This window comes from Methanobrevibacter thaueri, from assembly GCF_015062905.1.
Classification (GTDB): Archaea; Methanobacteriota; Methanobacteria; order Methanobacteriales; family Methanobacteriaceae; genus Methanocatella; species Methanocatella thaueri_A.
Genome location: NZ_SUTK01000091.1, coordinates 1 through 3,528, shown reverse-complemented (window position 1 = coordinate 3,528; position 3,528 = coordinate 1). Strand labels below are relative to the sequence as shown.

At 38.7% G+C, this 3,528-nt stretch carries 4 protein-coding genes; all 4 read left to right on the top strand.

The window, feature by feature from the left end; all coding sequences use genetic code 11:
• Positions 1-1,031, top strand: a 1,031-nt coding sequence (apgM, locus tag E7Z79_RS09530) for a 2,3-bisphosphoglycerate-independent phosphoglycerate mutase (RefSeq protein ID WP_303739702.1), incomplete at its 5' end; no start/stop codon positions are given.
• 1 nt (position 1,032) lies between these two features.
• Positions 1,033-1,668: a flavodoxin family protein gene (locus tag E7Z79_RS09525; RefSeq protein ID WP_303739701.1), complete on the top strand. Its 636-nt coding sequence runs from the start codon at positions 1,033-1,035 to the stop codon at positions 1,666-1,668.
• Between the two features lie 3 nt (positions 1,669-1,671).
• Positions 1,672-3,027: an MATE family efflux transporter gene (locus tag E7Z79_RS09520; RefSeq protein ID WP_303739700.1), complete on the top strand. Its 1,356-nt coding sequence runs from the start codon at positions 1,672-1,674 to the stop codon at positions 3,025-3,027.
• A 72-nt stretch (positions 3,028-3,099) separates the two neighbouring features.
• Complete coding sequence (locus E7Z79_RS09515) at positions 3,100-3,438, top strand: GNAT family N-acetyltransferase (protein WP_303739703.1); 339 nt, start codon at positions 3,100-3,102, stop codon at positions 3,436-3,438.
• The last annotated feature ends 90 nt before the right edge of the window (positions 3,439-3,528 follow it).

Sequence of the window (3,528 nt, the reverse complement as noted above, 5' to 3'; positions counted from 1 at the left end):
TGAGCATTTTCGGATTCAATCCTGCTGACTACTATACTGGACGTGGACCTTTAGAAGCAGGCAGTGAAGGCATTCCAACAAAACCTGAAGATGTTATATTCAGATGCAATACAATATTCAGCGAAAATGATGCAATGGATGACTTTAATGCAGGCCACATTTCCACCGAAGAGGCGGACGTACTGATGAAAGGTCTGAACGAGTATTTTACAGAAAAATATCCTGACTTTAAGGGCAAATTCTACACTGGTGTTAGCTACAGGCACTTATTCATTTATTCCTGCGACAGTATAGAAGATGCAGAAATTCTTTCAAGCATCAAGACAATGCCTCCTCATGACATTGTCGGCGAAAATCTTGTAGATAACATGTTTGGAGAATGTGAGTTGGCTGAAGAGATCCAAAACATAATGTTCGAAGCAAGAGAATACTTAAAAGACCATGAGGTCAATCAGAAAAGAGAAATACCTGCTAATATGGTATGGCTATGGGGACAAGGAGTAACTCCAAGCTTGCCTAACTTTGAAGAGACCTATGGAATTACCGCTTCAGTAATTACTGGTGTGGACCTTCTTAAAGGTATCGGAAACTTCGCCGGAATGAACATTATTGATGTTCCGGGAGCAACAGGATATTTCGACACTGACTATAAGCAGAAAGGTGAATACGGTATTGAAGCCTTAAAGGAAACTGACTTATTGCTGATTCATATTGAAGCTCCTGATGAAGCAGGTCATGCTCAAAATACTGCTGAAAAGGTAAAAGCTATCGAAAGGATTGATGAATTCATTGTTGGCCCTATCATTGAAAGTCTGGAAGGCTCACCATACAGGGGAGCAATATTGCCGGACCACCCAACACCAATCAGCGTTGGAACTCACACCCGTGACAATGTGCCAATAATCATTTTTGATTCCGAACGCGAAGGGGATGAATGTGAATCCTTTGATGAGGAAGGCGTGAAAAAAGGTTCATTGGAATTCAAAAAAGGACATTTATTAGTTCAAAGATTAATTGATGGAGATTATTAAAATGAAAGTATTACTTGTTAACGGAAGCCCGAATAAGAATGGCTGCACATTTACTGCACTTACAGAAGTTGCAAAAACTTTGGAAACCCATGACATTGAAACAGAAATATTCTGGATTAAAACAAAACCTATAATCGGTTGTATTGCATGCATGAAATGCGGTGAGAAAGGACAATGCACATTTGACAATGATGTTGTAAACGAATTCGTTAAAAAGGCATATGATGCAGACGCTTTCGTATTCGGCTCACCTGTTTATTATGCCAGTGCAAACGGTTCAATGACATCATTTTTGGACCGTGCATTTTACTCAAACTCCCATGGGGCCAATGGCGAAGCGTTTAAGCATAAGCCTGGAGCTGTGGTTTGCTCTGCAAGACGTGGTGGTACAACTGCAACTTATGATCAATTAATCAAGTATTTGGGAATCAGCCAAATGCCTATAATTTCCTCATTCTATTGGAATATGGTGCATGGAAACACTCCAGAAGAGGTAATGCAAGACGAGGAAGGTTTGGGCACCATGAGACAATTGGCCCATAACATGGCATTTTTCCTGGAATGCATGAAAGCTGGTGAAGAGAAAGGTTTAACCATAACCGAAGAAGAAAAACCTCGCACAAACTTTATAAGATAACTTATGAACATATTTAAAACTCCTGAAGGATACTTATATTCAAATAGGGCATTACTTGCTCTATTCATTCCACTTTTAATAGAATATGGGCTTGAATTCTTTGTAGGATTTGCCGATTCGGTAATGGTTGCATCATTGGGTGAAGCGGCAATTTCAGGAGTTTCTCTAGTTGACTTTTTAGTTCAACTTCTTATTTTTTCATTTTCAGCCCTTGCAACTGGTGGTGCTGTTGTAGCCGGACAATATTTAGGCGACAAACAGATTGACAAGGCACGAAATTCTGCAACCCAGCTTGTTTGGTTTTCAACTATCCTATCAACGGTTTTAATGATATTGGTAGTTCTGTTAAGGCACTTCCTGATTGGAATCCTGTTCGGTCAAATCGAGGCGGATGTTTGGGCGACTGCAGATATATACTTGTACTTCATGGCATTGTCAATTCCATTTTTAGCCATTTATAATGCAGGGTCAGCTATTTTCAGAACAACCAACAATGCAAGAACACCAATGCAGATTCTATTGGTTTGTGATGTCCTGAATGTAATAGGCAATGCGATTTGTATTTACTATTTGGGTTGGGACGTTCGAGGCGTGGCTATTCCAACGGTAATCGCAAGGGTGCTTGCGGCGATTTTGATATTGCATTTTGTTGTTGATGAGGATTATAAGCTTCATATTAAAAGGACTTTAAAGCATAAGTTTGATTTTGTTCTTCTTAGGAAAGTACTGCAGGTAGGCATTCCCTACGGTGTGGAAAATGGTTTGTTCCAATTGGGAAGGGTTTTGGTTTTAAGCCTTGTTTCAACATTCGGAACAATGGCGATAGCAGCTAACTCAGTAGGTTATGCAATAGGGATATTTTCAGTATTGCCAGGTTTTGCGATTAATTTGGGTTTGACTGCAGTAATATCAAACTGTGTTGGAGCCAATGATTATGAGCAGGCGAGGTATTATAATAAAAAGATTTTAATAATAGTAGTTATTTCACATATTATTATAAATGCAATCATCTTTGTGGGATTGCCTTTAATTTTGAGCATTTACAACTTATCTCCTCAAACCGCTGCTATGGCAAGCGAGATGGTGATTTGGCATGGAATTTTTGCAATCATAATTTGGCCTTTATCATTTACGTTGCCTGCAACATTTAGGGGAGCAGGAGATTCAAAATCAGTAATGTACATTAGTCTGATTGTAATGTTCACATGCAGGATAGCTCTCTCATACGTAATTGCCGATTGGATGGGAATTGGCGTATTTGGAACATGGATAGCAATGTTCATCGACTGGTATGTGAGAGCGGGAATTTATATTTATAGATATTTCTCAAATAAATGGACAGAATATAGGGTGATTTAGATTAGACCTGATATAACATATAAAAATACACATAAATTTAGCAAAAAGGAACTTAAGGACTTGTTTTTGTCTGTGGATTGGTCTTCCGGGGAATATCCGGAAAAACTTGTCATAGCAATGAAAAACTTTGACACTGTCTATTCCGCATGGGACGGTGAAGATCTGGTGGGATTGATTTGCGTAATGGATGATGGAATAATGAACGCATATATTCATTACCTGCTCGTAAAGCCTGATTATCAATTGAAGGGAATTGGAAAACAGCTTGTTAAAAGAGTTACAGATTATTATAAGGATTATTTACGGATTGTTGTTATTTGCTTAACTGAAAACGTCAAATTCTATGAATATTGTGGATTTGGATTAGAAGAGGACAAGCGCGCTTTATTTATAACTGACTTGGAAAATTAAGGGGAATAACCATGGTATTGTTTAGAGGGGATGTAAAATCCAAGAGTCTGCAAAGACGCACATCAATCAGCGTAATATTGCCTGCCGACA

Excerpts from the sequence above, each read along its gene's own strand:
- E7Z79_RS09525 (WP_303739701.1), top strand. The coding sequence starts at position 1,033 with ATGAAAGTATTACTTGTTAACGGAAGCCCGAATAAGAATGGCTGCACA.
- E7Z79_RS09520 (WP_303739700.1), top strand. The coding sequence starts at position 1,672 with ATGAACATATTTAAAACTCCTGAAGGATACTTATATTCAAATAGGGCA.